16 protein-coding genes and 1 pseudogene are annotated in these 20,726 nt (G+C 37.5%); 10 read left to right on the top strand and 7 right to left on the bottom strand.

Annotation, left to right across the window (positions count from 1 at the left end; all coding sequences use genetic code 11):
- Window positions 1-49: 49 nt before the first annotated feature.
- Window positions 50-1,048, bottom strand: a complete 999-nt coding sequence (locus tag Q0Y52_RS00485; protein ID WP_297816565.1) for an NAD(P)H-quinone oxidoreductase — start codon at window positions 1,046-1,048, stop codon at window positions 50-52.
- Between the two features lie 103 nt (window positions 1,049-1,151).
- On the opposite strand from Q0Y52_RS00485, the gene Q0Y52_RS00490 reads away from it, so the two are divergent.
- Window positions 1,152-2,339: a class I SAM-dependent methyltransferase gene (locus Q0Y52_RS00490; protein ID WP_297816568.1), complete on the top strand. Its 1,188-nt coding sequence runs from the start codon at window positions 1,152-1,154 to the stop codon at window positions 2,337-2,339.
- A 59-nt stretch (window positions 2,340-2,398) separates the two neighbouring features.
- On the opposite strand, the gene Q0Y52_RS00495 is transcribed toward Q0Y52_RS00490, so the two are convergent.
- Both Q0Y52_RS00495 and hrpA read right to left on the bottom strand, forming a co-directional pair.
- Window positions 2,399-2,701 carry a PilZ domain-containing protein gene (locus tag Q0Y52_RS00495; protein ID WP_297816572.1) on the bottom strand — a complete coding sequence of 101 codons (303 nt, stop codon included), beginning with the start codon at window positions 2,699-2,701 and terminating at the stop codon, window positions 2,399-2,401.
- Window positions 2,702-2,768: 67 nt separating this feature from the next.
- A complete protein-coding gene (gene hrpA / locus Q0Y52_RS00500; RefSeq protein WP_297816693.1) occupies window positions 2,769-6,674 on the bottom strand; it encodes an ATP-dependent RNA helicase HrpA in 3,906 nt (1,301 codons plus the stop codon).
- Between the two features lie 697 nt (window positions 6,675-7,371).
- Between hrpA and sbcB the strand changes: the two genes are divergently transcribed.
- Together sbcB and Q0Y52_RS00510 are read left to right on the top strand one after the other, a co-directional pair.
- Window positions 7,372-8,802 (top strand): exodeoxyribonuclease I, encoded by a 1,431-nt coding sequence (gene sbcB / locus Q0Y52_RS00505; RefSeq protein ID WP_297816575.1) that lies wholly within the window; start codon window positions 7,372-7,374, stop codon window positions 8,800-8,802.
- 159 nt (window positions 8,803-8,961) lie between these two features.
- Window positions 8,962-10,607: pseudogene (locus Q0Y52_RS00510) on the top strand (FapA family protein).
- A gap of 25 nt (window positions 10,608-10,632) precedes the next feature.
- Here Q0Y52_RS00510 and Q0Y52_RS00515 read toward each other — a convergent pair.
- Window positions 10,633-11,496 (bottom strand): NAD(P)-dependent oxidoreductase, encoded by an 864-nt coding sequence (locus Q0Y52_RS00515; RefSeq protein WP_297816578.1) that lies wholly within the window; start codon window positions 11,494-11,496, stop codon window positions 10,633-10,635.
- A 109-nt stretch (window positions 11,497-11,605) separates the two neighbouring features.
- Between Q0Y52_RS00515 and Q0Y52_RS00520 the strand changes: the two genes are divergently transcribed.
- On the top strand, window positions 11,606-12,094 hold the full coding sequence (locus Q0Y52_RS00520) for a glutathione peroxidase (RefSeq protein WP_297816581.1): 489 nt from the start codon (window positions 11,606-11,608) through the stop codon (window positions 12,092-12,094).
- A 6-nt stretch (window positions 12,095-12,100) separates the two neighbouring features.
- Here Q0Y52_RS00520 and Q0Y52_RS00525 read toward each other — a convergent pair whose 3' ends face one another.
- On the bottom strand, window positions 12,101-12,868 hold the full coding sequence (locus Q0Y52_RS00525; RefSeq protein ID WP_297816584.1) for a methyltransferase domain-containing protein: 768 nt from the start codon (window positions 12,866-12,868) through the stop codon (window positions 12,101-12,103).
- Between the two features lie 14 nt (window positions 12,869-12,882).
- Entirely contained in the window at window positions 12,883-13,644 is a 762-nt protein-coding gene (locus Q0Y52_RS00530; RefSeq protein WP_297816587.1) for a Nif3-like dinuclear metal center hexameric protein, read from the bottom strand.
- A gap of 118 nt (window positions 13,645-13,762) precedes the next feature.
- Here Q0Y52_RS00530 and Q0Y52_RS00535 point away from each other — a divergent pair, with 118 nt between their 5' ends.
- The gene (locus Q0Y52_RS00535) at window positions 13,763-14,098 is read left to right on the top strand and encodes a hypothetical protein (protein WP_297816590.1); all 336 of its coding nucleotides are present in this window, start codon (window positions 13,763-13,765) and stop codon (window positions 14,096-14,098) included.
- A gap of 77 nt (window positions 14,099-14,175) precedes the next feature.
- On the opposite strand, the gene Q0Y52_RS00540 is transcribed toward Q0Y52_RS00535, so the two are convergent.
- A complete protein-coding gene (locus tag Q0Y52_RS00540) occupies window positions 14,176-14,970 on the bottom strand; it encodes a DUF2189 domain-containing protein (RefSeq protein WP_297816696.1) in 795 nt (264 codons plus the stop codon).
- An 876-nt stretch (window positions 14,971-15,846) separates the two neighbouring features.
- Between Q0Y52_RS00540 and Q0Y52_RS00545 the strand changes: the two genes are divergently transcribed.
- From Q0Y52_RS00545 to Q0Y52_RS00565, 5 genes are all read left to right on the top strand, one after another.
- Complete coding sequence (locus Q0Y52_RS00545; protein WP_297816593.1) at window positions 15,847-17,067, top strand: pyridoxal phosphate-dependent aminotransferase; 1,221 nt, start codon at window positions 15,847-15,849, stop codon at window positions 17,065-17,067.
- A gap of 4 nt (window positions 17,068-17,071) precedes the next feature.
- Window positions 17,072-17,683: a 5'-deoxynucleotidase gene (yfbR, locus tag Q0Y52_RS00550; protein ID WP_297816596.1), complete on the top strand. Its 612-nt coding sequence runs from the start codon at window positions 17,072-17,074 to the stop codon at window positions 17,681-17,683.
- Window positions 17,684-17,783: 100 nt separating this feature from the next.
- The gene (locus Q0Y52_RS00555) at window positions 17,784-19,106 is read left to right on the top strand and encodes an anti-phage deoxyguanosine triphosphatase (protein WP_297816599.1); all 1,323 of its coding nucleotides are present in this window, start codon (window positions 17,784-17,786) and stop codon (window positions 19,104-19,106) included.
- A 599-nt stretch (window positions 19,107-19,705) separates the two neighbouring features.
- The gene (locus tag Q0Y52_RS00560) at window positions 19,706-19,996 is read left to right on the top strand and encodes a hypothetical protein (RefSeq protein WP_297816602.1); all 291 of its coding nucleotides are present in this window, start codon (window positions 19,706-19,708) and stop codon (window positions 19,994-19,996) included.
- An 89-nt stretch (window positions 19,997-20,085) separates the two neighbouring features.
- Window positions 20,086-20,565, top strand: a complete 480-nt coding sequence (locus Q0Y52_RS00565; protein WP_297816605.1) for a YchJ family protein — start codon at window positions 20,086-20,088, stop codon at window positions 20,563-20,565.
- Window positions 20,566-20,726 lie beyond the last annotated feature (161 nt).

Below are 20,726 nucleotides of genomic sequence, written 5' to 3' on the forward strand. Positions count from 1 at the left end.
CAAAAATATTGTTAAACACAATCCAACACAAGCAATAAGAAGATTTAGATCACCAACAACCAATCAACTTACCCATAGTATCGTTATTCTCTATTCTAAGATGGGCTTTACCGACATTTTTGGCAGCAAATTCAGTATCAATATTAGGCACTAACGTGCGGTTATCAAAATCGGCTAAACATGTCTGGCTAAATTCTTTTATAAGGTGAGCTTTATAGTGATCATCGCGACTTCTCAACGTTGACCCTTTGATTGTTGCCCGTTTACCCAACATCATTGCCATATCTAATTTATCCGCATAACGGCCAGCCAGCATGGCTAAATAAAGTACACTGCCATCAATATTAAGCAATTTAAGGTTTCGATTCAGATAATCACCAGCAACAAAATCAATAATCAAATCACAACCTTGCCAATGTTTGGCTATTTCAACTGCAAAGTCTTGTTGTTGATAATTAATAACCAGATCTGCTCCTAGCTGTTTACATAAGTCTAATTTAGCCTGACTTGATGCTGTTACCGCTACAGCACAGCCACGTCGTTTGGCTAACTGAATAGCGGCAAGTCCAACACCACTGGCTCCTGCATGGATCAATACATGCTGTTTTGGTTGTAAATCATTTTCAATAAACATGGCTTGGTATGCTGTCAGAAAACATTCTGCTATACCTGCCGCTTGAGGCATATCCATGTTTATAGGTACTGGCATCAGATGTTGACTATGCACTGCCACATACTCGGCATACCCCCCACCTGCCACTAAACCGAACACCTTATCACCAAGTGCAAAGGGTTGATTTTTAATTTGTTGAGAGCTCATTTGTTCTGGATGGAATTGAATTATCTCACCGCTCATTTCTAAACCTAAAATATCGCTTTCACCTGCTGGAGCAGGATACTTACCCTGTCTTTGCAGGGTATCTGCTCGATTCAAACCAAAACATGCCACTTTTACTAGTACCTGTCCAGATGACAACGAAGGCATGTCAGTCTGACAAACTTCTAATGAGTCAGGTGCACAACCGTTTTCGTGTTTTATAAACTGCATGAAGCGGCTCATAGTGTTAAATCTTTTTTTGGATTAGAAATTCTGTTTAGCAAAACCTTACCCTCATGTACAATTGAATCAAATTATTAATAAAAGTTATCCTATGTCATCTAGCGTCATTTTGCAGCCCGGTCGTGAAAAGTCTTTATTACGTAAACACCCTTGGATTTTTTCTCGTGCGATAGAAAAAACCATAGGCAGAACCAACATGGGAGAAACCGTAGACGTGTTATCCCATGATGGTAAGTTTTTAGGCCGAGGAGCTTGGTCTCCAGAGTCGCAGATTCAAGTTCGAATTTGGACGTTTGAACAAGATGAAAGTATCGATAATGGTTTTTTTCAAAGGCGTATTGCTACAGCCCATGCCTCAAGAGAAGATTTAATCAAACGTCATGGATTAACTGGTTATAGACTTATTGCTGCAGAATCAGACGGACTCCCTGGAGTCACCATTGATAGATATGCTGATGTATTGGTTTGTCAGTTGTTATCAGCCGGAGCTGAAAAACATCGCGACAAAATTGTTTGGGCATTGAAGAAAGAATTTCCAGAGTGTTCTATTTATGAACGCAGTGATGTGGCGATACGAAAGAAAGAAGGCTTAGAACAAATTACTCAGGTATTACATGGAGAGGTTCCAGAAGAAGTAGTGATTGAAGAAAACGGTGTGAAAATCATAGTCAACGTCAAAGTCGGACATAAAACTGGTTTTTATCTTGATCAAAGAGACAATCGTGCCATTGCGGCAAAATACGTAGAGAATAAAACTTTACTCAATTGTTTTTGTTACACCGGCACATTTGGAAGTTATGCCTTGGCTAGTGGCGCTAAGTCGGTGACAAGTATAGATGTTTCAGACTTAGCTTTAACCACTGCAAAAAGAAATATTGAGATAAATAATTTAGATACAGATAAATGTGAGTTTATAAATGCTGATGTATTCCAAGCACTACGTGACTTTAAACAACAGGGAAGACATTTCGACCAAATTATTCTTGACCCACCTAAATTTGTAGATTCTAAAGCATCGTTAGTTCGTGCCTGTCGTGGGTATAAAGACATCAATATGTTAGCCATGCAAATTATGCAGCCAGGTGGGATTTTATGTACTTTTAGTTGCTCAGGGTTATTGTCTTTTGATTTATTTCAAAAAGTGGTGGCAGACGCGGCTCTGGATGCAGGCAGAACTGTACAAATTATCGAAAGGCTAGGACAAGCAGCCGATCACCCGGTTGGGAGTAATTACCCAGAAGGATTTTACTTAAAAGGATTAGTGTGTAGGGTACTATAGGTGGACCTGTAGACAGTATATCTCATACTCGAGAAAGAAATTAAGCGGCTAAACGTCGCTTATTTCAATTCAAAGATTTCAACACCTACTGTGCATGAGTTGTCATCAATCGCATCACAGCGCACAACTTTGGTATCGGCAGTAAATGAAGGGATTTGTGAATTAGTGGATTCAATATAAACGTTCAATTTGGTGCCCATTTCAACCGTGCTTTCCTCTATTTCAAGAGACATTCCAGTTGCGCTTATATCCCTACAAACTGCCTGAAGACTGCGTGAAGATTCTTCGTCCACTATCTTAAGTTCACATACAGAATTAACCATCATCCGGAAAAAATTGCGATTATCATCATAGCCTATCATACAATTCCTTTTGCTCTTTAAATACTAACCTGTTTATAAAATGCTCTGAAAACAATGTCAACGCATATTAAATAGAATCCAAATAATTCAGTATCCGTTTGACTGAAATTGGCGCTGACGTACCTAGTTGTTGAGCAAAGAATGACACCTGTAATTCATGTAATAACCAGCGTACTTCTTGTAACTCCTTGGGTATAGGCTGATTAGCAGAAATTTTATTACATTTGGTCTGATATGCTTGTTCTGCTTTTTCTAGATTAAGCTGATGTAATTTATCTTTGGTTGGATCTATGGCAACTTTTTCTAACCTTTTAAAAATTGCCTTAATATATCGTTGCCAATCAACCAGTTTGTGCGCGCCTACATCAGCCACAAAACCTTTGTAAACCAGCGAGTCGAGCTGACCTTTGATATGCCCATGAGCGTAAATTAGATTCAGTGGCACACTGCCTTTCATTTTTTTCTTGATTTCATGAGCAATAGTCAGACCCACTTCTACTTGCTGAGCAATATTCAAAACAGTATCGTTAATTTCTTGTCTGACAAAATTACAGCATGAATCAAAATGAATTTTTTCACGGATATCACTGTTGTTTTGATGAGAATATTGATTAATAAGCTGATCGACTCCAGCATCTATACAGTCGTCAATTAATGCTTTAATTTGTCCGAATGGATTAAAATACAGCCCTAATTTGGCTTTATTAGGCAATTTATCCTGTAAATATTTAACCGGTGATGGGATCCCTAAAATAATCAATTTGCGCAATCCTAGCTTGTGTGATGCTTGGGCCATATGTGGTTGATCGAATAATTTAACGGCCACCGTTTTACCTTCATTCACTAACGCTGGATAGGCCTTAATTTCATAGCCACCTGTTTTGTTGATAAACTCATTTGGTAACGTATCAATTTCCCAAGTAACTAAACCAGTTTTCTCAAGTTCAGGTGTGGCTACTGACTGTAAGTTTTGTTTCACTTTTCCTTGAAGTTTTTGTTGCAGCGCAAACAAGTCTCTACCTTGCGCAATTAACTTGGCATGTTGATCTATTACTTTAATATTAAACATTAAGTGTTGCGGCAATTTATCAATTTGCCATTCACTTAGTTCAAGATCACGACCAGTCATACGTTTCAATTTTGATGATAAAGCGCTTAAAAATCCTATAGGATTACCTTGCTTATCTGTTTGCGGCATATCCGACAAACAAGCATCTGCATAATTGGGTGCTGGCACAAAATTTCGTCTTAAAGATTTTGGCAAAGCCTTGATTAAAGCCACAATAAGTTCATGACGTAACCCCGGTATCAGCCAATCTAGACCTAAAGTATTCACTTGATTAAGCAGTGCTAAAGGCACCATCAAACTGACACCGTCGTCCTCATCTTTTGGATCGAAATGGTAATTTAATCCTAGTGTAAGGTTGTTTTGTCTAAAAGTTTCTGGGAATGACAAAGCGTCGATATGTCCGGTATCTTTCTTTAGCAATGCTTTAGGATCAAAATTAAGCACGTCAGGGTTTTCAACAGATTGTTTCTTCCACCATTTCTTAAAATTGACTTCAGAACATATATGGTTTGGAATTTTGTCACTATAAAAATCAACTAAGGTATCTTCGTCTACTAGGAGATCACGTCTTCGACTTTTGTCTTCTAAAACTTCAATATTCTCTATCATTTTCTGATTAAATGACAAAAAGGCAAAGTTTAATTTAGTCTCCATATTGACTAACGCTTCACGTATAAATATATTTCTACTTATCTCCGGGTCAATCTGGCTATAATTTTTTCGCCTTTGGTTAATCAATATCAACCCATACAAACTCACTTTTTCAAAAGCCTGAACGACGCCTTGTTTTTTTGACCAGTGTGGCTCGGAGTATTCTGTTTTGATTAAGTGTTGAGCCAACGGTTCAATCCACTCTGGTTCGATTTTAGCTGCCACTCGACCAAACAAATGCGCTGTTTCAACTAACTCAGCCACCATAATCCATTTAGGTTGAGACTTAGCTAAGCCAGAACCGGGAAAAATCTTAAAACGACTATTGCGAGCACCCAAGTATTCACGGTCTGTATCTTTATTGCCTAAATGGGATAACAGACCTGAGGCAATAGACTGATGGATAGCTTGATACTCTGCTTGTTGAGAGGTAATACCAAAACCTAACTCGGCTACTGATTTTTTAAGCTGGCTGACAATATCTTGCCATTCACGCATACGCATAAAATTGATAAAGTGTTTCTTACACCAATTACGTAATTGGCTCGATGACAAAGCTTGTTGTTGTTCTTTGAATCCCTGCCAAAGCTGGAAATAACCTAGAAAATCTGATTCTTTATTCGTAAAATCTTCATGCATTTGATCAGCTTGTTGTTTTTTATCTTGGGGCCTTTCCTTTGGATCTTGAATACTCAGTCCCGCAGCAATAATCAGTACTTCACTTAAGCAATTTTGTTTCGCTGCTTCAACCACCATTCGCGCGTATCTGGGATCAATGGGAAGTCTGGCCAGTTGTCTACCTTGATGAGTTAATCCTTGACGACCCAGTTTATTATCGATGGCTCCTAACTCTTCGAGTAATTTAAAGCCATCATTAATACTTCTGGAATCAGGTGGCTCTACAAAAGGAAAAGCATCAACTTTTCCTAGACCCAGCGACATCATTTGCAAAATAACAGAAGCCAAATTAGTGCGTAATATCTCTGGATCGGTAAACACATCTCTAGATAAAAAATCTTCTTCTGTATACAAGCGGATACAAATACCATCAGATACACGACCACAGCGCCCTGCCCTTTGATTAGCTGACGCCTGTGAAATGGCTTCAATGGGCAAACGTTGCACTTTACTACGCACGCTATAGCGCGAAATTCGAGCGGTACCAGGGTCTATGACGTACTTAATACCTGGCACAGTGAGTGACGTTTCAGCAACGTTAGTGGCAAGTACAATTCGCCTCGTAGAGTGAACAGAAAAGACTTTGTTTTGTTCGCTGTTACTCAACCTTGAATACAGTGGTAGCACTTCTGTATTACGAAATTGTTGTTTGTTCAGTGCATCAGCAGTATCGCGAATTTCACGTTCTCCGCTCAAAAACACTAAAATATCACCTCCAGCTTCAGTCAGAAGTTCATTAACGGCTTCAGTGATTGCTTGAATCTGGTCGTAATCGCTGCTGTCAGTTTTTCGGTAACGCATTTCTACAGGGTAAGTTCTGCCACTGACTTCAATCATCGGTGCATCGTTGAAATGTTTAGAAAAACGTAATGGATCAATCGTTGCTGAAGTAATAATCAGTTTGAGCTCAGGACGTCTTGGCAAGAGTTGTTTCAGATAACCCAAAATAAAGTCAATGTTTAAACTACGCTCATGTGCTTCATCTATAATGATCGTGTCATATTGACTTAAAAATTTATCTTGTTGAATTTCAGCCAATAAAATACCGTCTGTCATCAATTTAATATAGGTATTGTCAGATACATGATCTGAAAATCTAATTTTAAACCCCACTTGTTGACCAAGTGGGGTCTTCAACTCTTCAGCAATACGGTTGGCCACCGTTCTAGCAGCAAGACGTCTAGGCTGAGTATGACCAATCAACCCCCCAATCCCTCTACCTAGATCTAAACATATTTTGGGTATTTGCGTGGTTTTCCCAGAACCTGTTTCGCCTGCAATGATGACCACTTGATTGTTGGTAATAGCCTCTGCTATTTCATCTTTCCTTTCACAAACGGGTAAAGAAGGAAAATCAATTTCTGGACGTTGCGCTTGTCTAGTAGTGTAAATTTGAGCTGATTTATTTACATCATGTTGTAATTTTACTAGATACTCTGGTTTTTTATCTGCAGTTAGATTACGAAATTTACGCAAACGGGATAAAAGTCTAAATTTATCTTTAGACATACAAGATGCGATATCACTGGAAAGTTGTTTAACGCTAATTTCTGGATTGGATTGTGCTGAAGACAAAGACGACTGCTCTATTACAACTATAAAAACGGTCACATGATCCTAGAAGATGAGCAGAGCAAATACCAGAAATATTACTCAACAAATATAACTTAGCTAGCTCATAACTTGGAGCCATAAATAAGATCCAAATCTATGCAGTGCTGCAAAGTTGAACGATTAATTGTGCCAAGCCGATAACCATCATCAACAATGGGATATTTTTTGTTTTTTTATCATTTTGCGCTATTACAGTGAATAATGTGTATTGTTTAGTCTTCGGTACTTCAATTTTAATTATGTCTTTAACAAGCTACAATTGTTCTCGGAAGTAACTAGATTCAATCATCTTCACCAGACAATCTTGTTCAGACAAAAAACACGCAATTTGTGTTTGTTATTGATAACTGGCCCGCCAGTTGTTTATTCTTTAATAACCATTCAACCGCTTTTGATACATGCATATCACTGGTGAATGTGACTGTTCGTGAATTCACATATCGTGGCACTTTTAGGGAACCCTCTGTGATTCTTAATAAAAAAATTCTGTATCTTCATGGATAAAGGTTGTCTTAAGACATAACAATATTTGATAAATATGGCTAAAATATAATATTGTTCATCACTGTTTTGAACCTACAGGGAAAAGTAAGGCTTTTAGCACTATCAAAAAAATCATCTTAATTTAATAATCGAATTAACTTAAAAAGGCAGCAGTGTGAATTCAGCGAGCATTTATTGGCATGATTATGAAACCTGGGGAGCTAATCCTCAAAAAGATTTCCCATGTCAGTTTGCCGGTATACGAACAGATTTAGACTTAAATATAATAAGTGAACCGTTGATGATTTTTAGCCAAATTGCTAATGATTGCCTCCCAGTTCCTCAAGCTTGTTTAGTTACCGGTATCACCCCACAACGCTCCTTAAAAGAAGGACTCACGGAAAGAGATTTTATCGCAAAGATTTTTAAGGAGTTTTCAACGCCCAATACCTGTGTTGCGGGATTCAATAATATACGGTTTGATGACGAAATTACTCGCTACACCTTGTATCGAAACTTTTATGACCCTTATTTAAGAGAATGGCAAAATGGGAATAGCCGTTGGGACATTATTGACTTGGCCAGAGCTTGTTACGCTTTAAGACCTGAAGGCATTAATTGGCCATTAAATAAAGAAGGAACACCCAGTTTTAAATTACAGGACTTGACCAAAGCCAATGGTATTCAACATCAAGGTGCACACGATGCTATGTCTGATGTTTACGCTACAATTGCTGTCGCCAAGTTGATTAAAGAACGTCAACCCAAACTATTTGATTATCTATTTACCTTAAGAAACAAGAAAAAGGTATTAGAACAAATCAATTGTAAAAAATTAACACCACTGGTTCACATATCCTCAAAAATCCCCTCTGTTTATGGTTGCTGTTCTTGGATAGTCCCTGTAGGGATGCATCCATCAAATAAAAATGCAGTGATCACACTAAATTTAGCTCTTGATCCAAGTCCACTTTTTACACTCTCCGCTAATGAAATAAAAGAAAAATTATACACACCAAATTCAATGTTAGAAGAAAATGAACAACGTTTGCCCATCAAGCTCCTACATATTAATAAATGCCCAGTCTTGGCCCCAGCTAAAACTCTTAGCACTGAAAATGCCAAGCGTTTGGGGATCGACAGGGAACGTTGTTTACAAAACTTACAGAAGATTAAAAACAACTTGCATTTTATCGATAAATTGCAAGAGGTGTTCGTTCATCAAGAATGCCCTAATTCTCTCGACCCTGATTTTGCTTTGTATTCAGGCGGGTTCTTTTCGTTAAGCGACAAAGAGCTTATGAACCAAATTATTAAATCTGATGAAAAAAGCTTAACTGAGCTTTGCTTACCATTTGAAGACGAACGTTTGCATACGTTATTGTTTAGATACCGAGCTAGGAATGCACCACAGTCGTTATCAGAGCAAGAGATTGAACGATGGCAACGTTACCGACATTTTAAATTTTTTGACGATGAGTCGCCTGCGAGTATTAAAATGCCTGAATTTTTATTGCAACTCGAACAATTGAGTATCGAATATTCTCGAAACCCTGATAAATTGGCCATATTAAAAGCTCTTTATAATTATGCTCAAAGTTTATAACGACTCAATAATCGGTTTTAAAAGTTGGAAATTTTCACTGCTTTATGGTTAAGATGGGGGGAAATTTGTTAATGTAACTCAGAAGTAAGTCGATATAGATAAATACAAAAGTAGACTTAAATTCAAATCTATTTATGTGTTCTAAATGAAGGCAATTAAATGCTTGGCATAACGTTAAAAATTGATGAAACAGACCAATATTTAGATTTAAATATTGCCCCTGATCTTGTCGAAGAAAAAGTTGAAGTTGCCGTTATTCTTAAACTTGTGCATAAAAGCATATTTAAACATTTTTTTATATTTGATGAAAATATCATAGACGCTGTAAATAGTTATAAAACGATGACAGCAGATAACATGTCCACAGTCATAGAACATCAAATTGGCGAACGCAGAGATACCGAGATAAGTTTTAGAATCGCTGAAGACCAACTATCTGCTTATTTAACAACAACTGTTGGCTACGCGGGGAAAGTCCCATCAGTTAAGTCATTACAAGAAGAATTGAATTCAGCCAATATAAAACGCGGTGTTAGTCAAAAGGGTTTGACTAGATTGGTGCAACAAACTTCACAAGCTTTTCCAGGTGAAATATTTGAAGAACTGATAGCAAAGGGTTTAGCACCTAAAGATGGCAAACCTTCTAGATTGAAACCGCTTGTTCAAAACGCTCTAGATAGAATTTTAAAACCACAAACAGTGGGTTCTACACGTTTAGATATGCGCAACTTAGGTGCGATTATATGCGTACAAAAGGGAGCCGAACTTCTTCGCAGAATGCCACCGACTGAAGGCAGAAATGGATTTACTATAGGTGGGGATATTATTGTTGCAAAAAAGGGGGAGTGGGTTAAATTTAAACCTGGTGATGGTACTGTTATAAGTGATGACGATGAAAATTTATTGTTGGCAGATATTTTTGGCATGCCCAAATTTATAGATCAATCAATGTGGGTCGACAACATTTATTCATGCAAAGGTGTGAACGTAGGTAGCGGCAACGTTAATTATGATGGCTCAGTTTTAGTCAGTGGTGACGTGAATGAAAAAATGGAAATTCATGCAACTGGAGATGTCACTGTCAATGGCTTTGTAGAATCTGCGATTATCCATGCAGGTGGAGATATCATCATTACAGAAGGCGCCATGGGGAAAGTCAATGAAAGTTCCACTGAATATAGCACCAGTTTAACTGCAAAAGGTAATATTCATGTTCAGCATGGTCAGGGCTTAGACATTAATTGTAATGGCAATGTTACCGTTGGCAGACAACTAGCATACAGCCGAATTAACTGCCGTGGAAAAGTGATAATTGGTGCTATAGATAATCCTAATGGAAATATCTTCGCTTGCATGGTTAAATGTCGAAATTCAATTACTGCAGGCACTCTAGGTGCTGTTTCAGGAAGTAATTTAACTATTGATTACAGTGAAGATTTTAATACTTTATTGGAACGTAAAGACACACTCGACGAACTTTTAAAGAAAGTAACACAAAATAATGATAGACACCTGGAGCGTATCAAGTTGATCAACTCTCAGTTCATTCCACAAGATATGAAGGGACGAGTTGATGATGCAAATCAAATGTTTAAAAGTGAAAAACAATTGGTGGACAGCCTTGAAAACAAATCTATGACATACACAAGTCCAAAGAGCAATATCAAACTGACATCCAAGTCATCGCCAATAAACGCCTTTATCCAGGTGTAGTGGTCAAATTAAATAACCGCACTTGGCGAGCTGACAGGGAATATGATAAGGCAAAAATTCGTTTTTTCGAACATCAGTGGCAAGTTGAGTAAACCAATTAGTTATGTGTTTTAAATATCACAATCTTGTAAACAGGCTAGAAGTATCCCAACGGCCTCCTCCGTTTTTCTGAACATCAGCATAAAACTGGTCGATCAGTGCAGTTAATGGCAGCGAAGAGCCATTTTTCTTCGCTTCATTCAATGCAATATCCAAGTCTTTGCGCATCCAATCAACAGCAAAACCAAACTCAAATTTACCTGCTAACATCGTTTCAAATCGATTCTCCATTTGCCACGACTGTGCTGCGCCTTTAGAAATAACATCAACTACTGCACGGCAATCTAAACCAGCATTTTTTCCAAAACTGAGTGCTTCTGATAATCCTTGAACTGCACCAGCAATACAGATTTGATTCATCATTTTAGCCAGTTGACCGCTCCCTACAGCACCCAGTAATTGACTGAACTTAGCATAACAACCTATTATAGATTCAATATTTCTATAATGAATTTTTTCCCCACCTACCATAACAGTCAATTGTCCATTTTCAGCGCCTGCTTGCCCACCTGAAACTGGCGCATCTAAAAACCCAACACCCAACTCTGAACAGATTATTTCCATCTCTCGAGCTACTTCTGCTGATGCGGTAGTATGATCTACTATGATATTCCCAGCATTAACTCCTGCAAGAACGCCATGTTCCCCTAACATAACGGATCGAAGATCATCATCGTTGCCAACACATAACAAAATTACATCGGCTTGTTCTGCAGCCAATTTAGGAGAGGCAACCATGTTTCCCGAAAATTCGTCAACCCATGCTTGGGCTTTATTTGTAGTGCGATTAAATACTGTAACTTCATGACCTGATTTTTGACAATGTCCAGCCATAGGGTAACCCATGACTCCTAAACCAATAAACGCTATTTTTTGTACCAATTTACTTTCCTTAATTAGGATTTACCTTAATTTTAAATTATTGACTTAAGTAGTTGAAACCAGCTAGATAATGACAATATAGATAACACGTGTAATAAAGAGAATGATTATGTCGGATACCATATATCAGTTTGAGGCCATATTAAATAATGGTGAAAATATAAATTTTAATGACTATAAAGGCAAAGTATTATTAATAGTCAACACCGCAAGTAAATGTGGCTTTACACCACAATATGATGGCCTACAGAGCCTATATAAACAATTTGAACCACAAGGTTTAGAAGTGCTTGGCTTTCCATGTGACCAATTTGGTCATCAAGAGCCTGGAGCAGATGCCGAGATCCAAGAATTTTGTAGCCTCAACTTCAATGTCAAATTTCCTTTGTTTAAGAAGATTGAGGTGAATGGTTCAAACACAGCGCCGGTATACCAATATTTAAAGGAAGCGGCGCCTGGAGTGATGGGTAGCAAAAGTGTCAAATGGAACTTCACCAAGTTTTTAGTCAACAAACGAGGAGAAGTAACTAAACGTTATGCTTCCACAACTAAGCCTACAGAAATGATCGAGGATATTGAAAAATTATTATCTGAATAATTCAACTCACCATGTATCTTTTTGGGCAATAACCAAAAAATATTTACCCAACCATAAATATGGTTCAGTTGAGCCATATTTTATCTCTAATTGTTTAAGCTGATCATATTCGCTGGTTTGTTTCTCTGTTTGTTTCAAATAATCGTGGAAACAACGTATACCCGCTTTTTTTATGATCTGGACAGGTAAGTTTTTAAGTTGCGATAAAATGATTTTAGGTTTTTGTGGGTTATTTGGGCTCAACCGCACAATATTTTTAGTTGTCATACCCTGTTCGACATAATCAAAATTACCATACAACATATTTCCAAATAACTGAGCATCGTAGTTAAAGAAACTCAGGGAAAGATATCCACCCGGCTTAACTAAATCCACTAGTTTACTTATCACTTCGAATGGATTTTGCAACCACTCTAAAACTGCATGACAAACAACCAAATCATATTGCTTGTTAGTGCTTAAAGATAAAATAGCCTTGTTTTGAACATCAAGATTGATATTTTCACCTAGCTTACCTTTAGCCAAAGATAATACTTCTGAAGAGATATCAGATAAAGTTACCTTGTGGTTTAAATCGAGCATGACTTGAGTCATTACACCGGTGCCCCCTCCTGCATCCAAGACTTCTAATGACTGAGTATTTAGAGGTATGCACTCGTGCAAATAATGTACTAGCAACTCATGGCGTAATTGGCCTTTTGTGGAGCCATAAATGTTTTTTTCGAATTTATCTGCGAATGTATCAAAACTTTGATCATGCCTTTCATTATCCATTTATCGAATCTGCCTCATGCTGGATTATCGATGTCAACAAAGACAACCTCAATTTCTAATTTTTGTTGAATATACTCACCTAACGCTTTTACACCATAACGTTCGGTTGCATGATGTCCTGCAGCATAAAAATGAATGTCCATTTCCCTCGCAGTATGAATAGTTTGTTCTGATACCTCACCGGTGATGTAAGCATCAATACCTCTTTCAGCGGCTAAATCGATATAACCTTGTCCGCCACCTGTACACCAGGCAACTGTTTCAATTTTAGTTTTTCTCGCTGGCTCGTGTAACGGTGTTTTAATTAACACATTACTTAACAACTCAGTCAAGCGAGTCGGGTGAATACCACCTTCAAACCTACCTTCCATAACCACAGACTGAGGGTTGTTTTTTTCTAACGGTGCGATATCCACAATCCCTAATAATTTAGCTAATTGAGCGTTATTACCAAGTGATGAGTGAATATCCAAAGGTAAATGATAGGCATAAAGATTGATATTGTGCTGCAACAAAGTATGTATTCGTTTTCTCTTCATGCCTGTTATACATGGCGACTCATTTTTCCAAAAATAGCCATGATGTACCAAAATAGCATCTGCATTTATTGATATTGCTTGGTCGATTAATGCCTGAGAAGCAGTCACGCCCGTGACTAACTTAGTCACCTTCCTTTTGCCTTCTATTTGCAAACCATTAGGGCAATAATCACGAACCATTTCTGGCTTTAATAACGAATTAAGTAATTCTAATAATTGAATATTTGATACTAACATTGTTGTTCCTACTGATTTACATACGGCTAATTTTGTAAAATTAGACATTATAAATAAAAAAAGGTATAAAACCTCTACACATACTGAAAATAAAAATAGAAAAGGCAAAGACCTGATTATGAGTAAATTGGATAAAGATCAAGTTATAGCGGCTTTTACAGAAGCTTATACTGCAGCAAATGGCAAAGCCCCTACAATCGAAGCAAAAGGTGGCTGGTATAGTGTTGATGGTGGTAAAAATATTCGTTTGGCCAATTTAAATGCAATGATTGCTGAATTAGACACTTCAACTCCAGCAAAGGAAGCCACAGCAGCCGTTGAAAAACCTAAAAATTCCAAACCGAAAAAAGCAGCTCCGGTTAAAAAGAAAGTTAAAAAGTCTGACTTTTCAGTCAAGGCTTTTTGGGCTAAGAAAATTTTAGAAGAAAGCCCTGTGTCTAAACTACCACGATAAGCGACAACATAAAAAAGCCTCATAATGATTCATTATGGGGCTTTTTTATTGCCTTCGTACTGTATAGAAATACTTAACTACTCGAAAGTTCGTTCCCGTTTAATTTCTATTGTATCAATATAACCGTGCCAAGTTGCATATCCAATAAGCGGCATCAGGAAAATAAACCCAACAAACCATGTAGCAAAACCGATAAGTACTGACGTTAAAATGATGAATGCCCATAACATCATCGGGGCTTTATTAGTCCATATTGCGTTCATGTTGGTTAACAAAGCGGTGGCTAAATCAACTTTTCTTTCCATCAATATTGGTTGTGTAAACGCACTGATAAAAAAAACTAATAAAGTGAATGCGGCACCAACTAAAGTCCCAACCGCCAAAAATGGCAAAAGATTAATAAAATCTTTATCCATGAATTGCGGATATAAGGCATGGATCAATGAAGCCACGCGCAGCCAAAAAATCATTAATAACATCAGTAAAATACCTAAACCCCATTCATTTAGAGCGTTGCGTTTTAATGTTTTTACACAATGACGTAAAGTGGGTTCGTGGTTTTTTTCTAATTCCCAACTGACATCGTACATACACGCAGCCAAAAATGGTCCAATCAGCATAAAGCAAACAATTGCAGGCATTATTACTAAATGCCAACCTGTTAATTGCACCAATTCAATAATTAGCCAAGGTATAGCTGCAAATATAAGACCAAAAAAAAGCGTTAGCCCAGGCTCCTGACTCGCGTCCTTAAGACCTAACGCTAACCATTTGATAGGGGCATTCATTGACAACTTTTTACAAGGAATAACTCTTGCAATGTCACTATCGGAAATTGCATTCTGAGGTGTTATTTTGAAGTGATCTGACATGTTTTTAGTCCATAAAAAGTCGAAACGTTTTAGTTTTTTATTATCTCGTTGCATTATTATCTTACTCTTACAATAAAAAAAGTATATAGCGCTTCAACCTTGGATCTGATAAAACCACGTTAATTTAGCGAAGGTAAATATGTTACTGAACCGTAATGAATGACTGAATACCCTCAGAAATTTTCTGGATGACAATGGAGAGTTATCTCAAATTTTTCAACCATCATTTAATCTCGTGTGGAAAATTGTTCAAGTGGTGTTCTTTCGCTTGAGATAAAAGGCTTACAAATTTGAAACAATTATGTTTGATAACGTCATATGAATAGCGAAAAGTTCTGACACAGCTCTATTAGCAATTTTCCACCGTATCAAAAGGATTATTTAACATCGCAAGTGATGTAAATAATATCACCACTGCGTACCTGTAAAAAACCTTTTTGGGGATGCCCTTTTCATTAAACCATTACATTTAAATTCTAAAATATTTTCATCTAACAGTTTACTCATAAAGCCCCTAAACTCCGCAAGTTACGATAGCACCCTTCACAGCTTATTTTCATCTGTTTCGCCAGAAAAGCAACCAACATAGTTATGCGAACCTTTAATTTTTGAGATTTTAACACCAGCAAATATTGTTAAGTCACTTAGATTAAACCTTATTAAAGGGGTCAGCATATGTTTTCATTCGTGAATAGGTATAATACTCACTAAGGTAAATAGTAGGCAGAAATCTTATTTGGGGGGCAATGTGATGTGACAACCTTCTTAACAATCAGCTTATTTAACATTTTTATATAGCATAGCTAATTTAACACTTAACACCCTTGCCACTGTTGGTTTAATCTGTGGCTCCATGTTGGAGGTTATTCACAATCAATGAAAAAAATTAATAAGTCGAACAAGTTAGAAAACGTCTGTTACGAGATACGCGGGCCCATTTTGACCGAAGCAAAAAAAATGGAAGACGAAGGGCATCGAATACTGAAGCTAAATATCGGCAACCCTGCTCCGTTTGGTTTTGAAGCCCCTGACGATATATTGAAGGACGTGATCCATAACCTGCCAAAATCTCAAGGTTATTCAGACTCTAATGGTATTTATTCAGCTCGAGTTGCAGTGATGCAATATTATCAACAGAAAAATATCAAAAACGTCAAAGTAGAGGATGTATTTATTGGTAACGGTGTCAGTGAGCTAATTGTTATGGCCATGCAAGGACTGGTAAATAACGATGATGAAGTATTGATCCCCGCACCGGATTACCCTCTATGGACAGCTGCTGTGAGTCTCGCATCAGGTGTACCCATACATTATCGTTGTGATGAAACTAATGGTTGGCAGCCTGATATAAAAGATATCCGCAGCAAAATTACTGATAAGTCCAAGGCAATAGTATTAATCAACCCTAATAACCCAACTGGCGCAGTATATAGTCCAGAGTTATTGCAACAAATTATTGAATTGGCACGTGAATTTTCACTGGTTGTTATCAGCGATGAAATATACGACAAAATTCTATATGACGACGCAAAGCATCATTGTATTGCATCAATGGCTACAGATATTTTTTGTATTACTATGGGTGGTCTGTCAAAAAACTATCGGATAGCAGGTTTCAGGGCTGGATGGTTAGTGGTTAGTGGCAACAAACTCATTGCCCAAAGTTACATAGAGGGGCTGAACATTCTGTCATCTATGCGAATGTGTGCAAATGTTCCTAGCCAACATGCAATTCAAACCGCTTTAGGGGGATATCAGAGTATTAACGAACTAATTGGTGGGGATGGACGACTAAAGATTCAAAGAGATATGGCGTTTAAAATGTTAAATGCAGTAGATGGCCTTGAGTGTGTTATGCCCAAAGGCGCTATGTATTGTTTTGTTAAAGTTGACGCAGAAAAATTCAATATTACTAACGACGAAACAATGATTTTTGATTTATTACGCACAGAAAAAATATTATTAGTTCACGGTTCTGCATTTAATCTTAAAGAGGGGTGTTATTTTAGATTAGTATTTCTGCCCCATGTTGATTTACTAAAACCAGCATTAGAAGCGATTGCAAACTTTTTCAAAAGTTATAAGCAGGTAAATTAGATACATGAACGACATATCAGCTAATCAAAGTCATTTCTTTGCTCATCTATCACGCATGAAATTGATAAACAGATGGCCTTTAATGCGCAATATAAGAACAGAAAATGTTCAAGAACACAGTTTGCAAGTGGCCATGGTGGCTCATGCTTTAGCTCTGATACGTAATAAATATTTTGATGGTGACTTAGATCCCAATCAAGTCGCCACTATTGCCATGTTTCATGACGTATCAGAGGTGATCACTGGGGACTTACCCACACCGATAAAATATTCGAATCCTATTATACGTGACGAATACAAAAAAATTGAAAAACTTGCAGAACAAAAATTGATCAATATGGCTCCGGATGAGTTTAAAGAAGATTATGCGCAGCTGATTGATCACCATCATCATAATAAAGACGTGGCCTTTATTGTCAAAGCTGCGGATGTAATATGCGCCTACCTTAAGACACTAGAAGAACTTTCTGCTGGAAATAAGGAATTTACACTAGCCAAAAAACGTTTAGATACAATATTGAAAGATTATCATTCAAGCGAAATAGATTATTTTATGACAGCTTATGTGCCCAGTTTTAGTTTAAGCCTTGACGAAATTACCCAGGAAGAACATTAATTAGACGACTAAACAATGACTTGATTAACTCAGCAGCATCTGGTCACATAACTTGAAAGTAATTCGCATCAAATAATTAAGAGTGGAGCAGATGTAAGTTATGGGAATATGGACACAGCGCAGGCATAGTCAAAAAATTCAACGTCAAGGTGATCATCGCACACCTTATCAACGTGATAAAGCCAGAATTTTACATTCTGCTGCATTCAGACGATTACAAGCCAAAACCCAAGTTTTAGGTATAGGCATGAGTGATTTTTATCGCACTCGCCTTACCCACTCTTTAGAAGCATCACAAATTGGCCAAGGTATAGCTGCACAGCTTAAAAGCAAGTACGCAGAATTAACCCAACACCTAGATTTGAATGACACATTAATTGAGGCGTTATGCTTAGCCCATGATATCGGCCATCCTCCTTACGGCCATGGTGGTGAGGTAGCGCTGCATTATATGATGCGCAACCATGGCGGTTTCGAAGGGAATGGCCAAACATTTAGAATAGTCACTAAACTTGAACCATATACGGCTAACCATGGAATGAATCTTAGCAGACGTACTTTGTTAGGTTTAATCAAATATCCCAACTACCTGCCAAAACTTAATCAACCATCTCAAGAGCAAGACACGATGTCCTATAGAGACGTTAAAGCATCTCTTTGGCATCCACCAAAAGGGTTGTATGAATGCGATCAAGCTTCTTTTAACTGGTTGTTTGAAGGGGTGTCGAACCATGATACTCAACGATTTATGCAATTTAAGCATACTGACAAAAGTCATCACAAAACCCTATATAAATCATTTGACTGTTCCATTATGGAGTTGGCAGATGATATTGCTTACGCCATCCATGATCTTGAAGATGCTATTGTAATGGGTATAGTCAACCAGTCGCAATTTTTTCGAGAAGTAGCAGAGACCTTGCTCAAACTGGACATTGATTGGATGGATCAAAATATAGAGGCTCTCAGTGAAAAACTCTTTAGTCAGCATCATCACGAACGTAAAGATGCCATAGGTGCATTGGTTAACTGTTTTATTACTAATATTGAGATAACTGAAATCACACCAGAATTTGAACAAGATTTACTTAAATATAATGCAGTTTTCCCCCCTGCATTCAGTCAGGCTCTGAGTATATTTAAGGATTATGTATATAATCGAGTTATCAGAAAGCCCGAAATTCAAATGCTCGAATATAAAGGCCAACAAATAGTCATGGAATTATTTCAGGCTTTTGCTTCAGATCCTCAAAGGCTACTGCCTGATAATACAAGCCAACGCTGGTTAAAAGCTAATGAAGCTGGAAATGGTCACAGAGTGATTGCAGATTATATCTCAGGTATGACAGATGGTTTTGCTTCTAAGTTGTATAGCACCTTATTTATGCCTTCCTCTGCCGTCGTTGGAGAAAAACTTGGTTAATAATACTACCACCACAAAAACGGTGCTCAGATATGACGAGATGCTTCATTAAAATAGGGGGGTAAAAGTATTAAGTCTGTGCTGCACATATTTTTAACGATAAAAACCTGCGACCACAAAAAAACACTCCGCTAGAATACAGTTTACGCTAAAGTCAATCTTCATTAGCCCCACAATAGAAATCTCGTTGTGCTACTTCTCGCTATAGAGCGGTTTGCAGAGGGCAATAAGTTTTATTTAATCACAATTCAATGCAAAACGGCCAATTCCTAATAAGGCAATACATAGGCCACCTAACAAATGAAATCTGAAATCATTCAGCTAATAATATGTGGGCCAGTATTATTAATTTTATTAAATCCAGGTAAAGCCAAATTTTTTAAACTATCAAAGTAAATGTTTAATAAGAGAATAAAAACTAACCAGAGTAAAAAAAAGCTTGCATGATGATATACACAGTACTACTGTATATAAAACCACTGTACATAACATCACTACTGAGCAATTATTATGGCAAGTTTACATGCGTTTACACACAACTCTACTCCACTAGCCATCATGCAGGTGCCGGCAGATAGTGGGCGATCACAACGATATAAATGTTGACGCATGCAAATAAATGGACATTTTTAGTGGCCAATCATATTCGCTTTTCTGAAAAACAGGTCAACTGCATTCGCCTGATAAAACCCAAACAAAATTGCTTGTCACTATGGCTTGAAAAAATTGTTACTGGCGGTCAATGTTCCAATTTGTTTGTTGAACATCTATCCTTGGATGAAGTAAGCTTTAAACGTTTGAAACAACTATGTATTGATTACAAAGTCGCCCTTGTTAATTTAATGCCAAATAAACAGCAAAATAATAACGTAGTAAAAGGACCTTGGTAAATAGCTAAATTTCACAAACTGCTATAGGTGCTATTGACTATTCTCCTTCTGATCACCTAGGCTACCCCATTTGCTATAGATCTAACACTTTGACCGATATTGATAAAAATTGCTTTTGTGGTAACCACCTGGCATTTGAACAGTGTTGCCAGCCTATTATTAACGACAAAATAAATCCACAAAACGCTGAACAGTTAATGCGCTCTCGTTTTACCGCTTATGTAATCGAAGATTTCCCCTATATTTTACAAACCTATGCATCACAACAACGTTCGGGCTTAACTGTTAGCCAGCTAGCGGATAGTGCACAAGGTACAAAATGGCTAAACCTTAAGGTGTTAGCTCATTATCCACACCCCGACACGGCTCAAGTGGAATTTAAAGCCTTCTACCAAGCAGATGGTCGTTATTATGTGATGCATGAACTTTCAGACTTTGTGCTTGAAGATGATAGGTGGTGTTACACAACAGGTGTAATTCAAAAAGACTCCGGTGAATTTTCACCAGAACGTAATAGCCAATGTTTGTGTGGGAGTGGTAAGAAGTTTAAAAAATGTTGTGGACGATAACGTACTTGGTATTTTCTTATCTTTCACATAAACGAATATCAAGAATAGCCTAGGCTTTATTTAGCTTTGTTCTGTCCCTGTTATTCTGTAGTCTAAACACACGCGTATTCATCTAGGATTAAACACTTATTCAGGTGAGCTTTGCCGTTTTCAATATACAT

Source organism: uncultured Paraglaciecola sp. (assembly GCF_943787955.1).
Taxonomy (GTDB): domain Bacteria; phylum Pseudomonadota; class Gammaproteobacteria; order Enterobacterales; family Alteromonadaceae; genus Paraglaciecola.